Consider the following 1,964-nt stretch of genomic DNA (forward strand, 5'->3'; position numbering starts at 1 on the left):
TACTAATAAATCTGGTTTGTTCATGCTTCTTACTTCCTTTCAAATGGTTGGTTGTTTTGCTAAATGTAGGGATGCCGTGAGCTGTGGAGGCTAGAGCGGTATCCCTCTTTTTATTATATTCATCATTTCCCCCCTGAATTAATACCGTTTGTTTCGAATGAAATTATTGTGAATTTCCACTTGAACTACCGCGCGACCACGGCGTGTTTGAAATAACTCTAAGTCCATATCCCCAATTTCAAGGTTAATTTCTTCAATTGCTGGGTTTAAAATATTATCTTTCAATCGTCCATAGGTATAACTTTCTGGCGCACCTAGCCATTCTTTCCACTCATCAGGCGTTCCTTGGACAATGGCAATTGAACTACCGTTATCTTTATCAGCTTCACGCATGAGTTTATAAAGCAAAATAGAATATTTACTTTTCAGTTTAACGGTATCAACGAGTAAGTATTGGGTGTAGTGCCCTTTATCTTTTAATTGCAACAGAAATGGCGCAAAATCTTCATTGATTTTGATTTGAAGTTGCCCATTTTCCCAAATACGCACAACTTCAAACCACCCCGTTAGAGTAATCCTCCGTTTCGTAGTTTTTCGAGTATTTTTTGTCGCTCCTCTGCACGAATCTGTTCTTCGCGCGTCTCTTGTTCTTGTTTATTATGTTCCGCTTCGGTCGTTCCTAGCTTGAGACCTTTGATTTTATCAATTGCCCGCCATTTTTCTTTGTCGGACAGTTCGCCATTGTGCTCGATATTGAATTTGGCTTTGTTCAGGCGTTCAGTCTTGCTGACGTGGACATCTTCGGCATCTTTGCGTTCAGGTTTCCATGCAAAAGAATAGCCAATAACAGGCTTTCCTCGCCCTTTACCGTATTTCTTGCGGACAGTTAGCCCACGAAATAGGGGGGTAAGTTCTTCTTTGATTGGTTTTATCACTTTTTTGTTAATGTCGCCTTGCCGATAAGTTTTTGGAATATCAAGCAACTCATCAAAATCTGCTTTGGAAAAGTAAGCATAACCAGTAGTTCGAAATTGTTTAAGGAGACGAAACATTGTTTTTGCATAACTACTCTTTAGATCTCTAAACTCTGTTAAAGCATATCGAACCCAACTTTCAAGATTATTTAGAAGTTTCAATGCCTTGGGGTAAATTTGAATATCAACATAAGGGACTTTTGCTGAACCCTTAATCTCAAATCGAGTGAACATGACAAACATTTCTCTATCAAGCCCATCTTTACTTCTACAACCAAACCTAAGACCGAGGATTTTTTGGTATGTATTCTCAATATCATCAATAAATCTTTTATTCGCAGTCGGCTTATAGTTGCTAAGTTCTTTTAATTGGTCAAAAGAAAAACGGACTGTTTGATCTCCCTTATCACGCATACGAGAAATAATTGAAAAAAATAAATTCATTTCAACTGGGGTAAATTTACGTAACGGAATGGTATTTAATTCAGGGTCATATTTAACTAGTTCGTTGCTCAAAAAACCACCTCCTAAATCAGAGGCTACCATATCAAGGCCGGAACCTCAAGACGAGACCCCCATAAACAGACAATTGGACCCCCATAAACAGACAATTGGACCCCTATAAACAGACAATTGGACCCCTATAAACAGACAATTGGACCCCCAAACATTTGTGAAACACTTGGGAGAGTAACGTGGAACATACCCTTAAAAGAGGTTTAAAAGAGGTTTATAAAAGAGATTTAAAAGAGGCACCACTGTACGAGGGCAAAACCTAGAAGCAAAAAACACAAAGGAGTGAGCCAAAAAACGGCTCACATTAAGCTCCAGTCGCACAGCTCCTTGCGCCTCACGCTGTTCGTTGCTTAAAAGGTGTGGCAAGCCACATTAATTCGGGCGCTGACGCCCCGAACCCCGTCCAAGCTGAGCCAGCTTGACCGCTTTTTCACTCGCCGTTAGGCAGGAAAGCAAAGTTTTTATAGAAACTTT

General features: G+C 39.9%; 1 protein-coding gene and 1 pseudogene. Both read right to left on the minus strand.

Translation table 11 applies throughout. From position 1 onward, the window contains the following. Window positions 1-138: 138 nt before the first annotated feature. Window positions 139-582, minus strand: a pseudogene (locus FHL06_RS12525) (replication initiation protein); the annotation flags it as partial. Beyond that, a complete protein-coding gene (locus FHL06_RS12530) occupies window positions 567-1,490 on the minus strand; it encodes a replication initiation protein (RefSeq protein ID WP_153386909.1) in 924 nt (307 codons plus the stop codon). The gene FHL06_RS12530 and the pseudogene FHL06_RS12525, both read right to left, overlap by 16 nt. Between the last annotated feature and the right edge of the window lie 474 nt (window positions 1,491-1,964).

Origin of the sequence: Companilactobacillus halodurans, assembly GCF_009600985.1 — a bacterium.
GTDB classification, from domain to species: Bacteria; Bacillota; Bacilli; order Lactobacillales; family Lactobacillaceae; genus Companilactobacillus; species Companilactobacillus halodurans.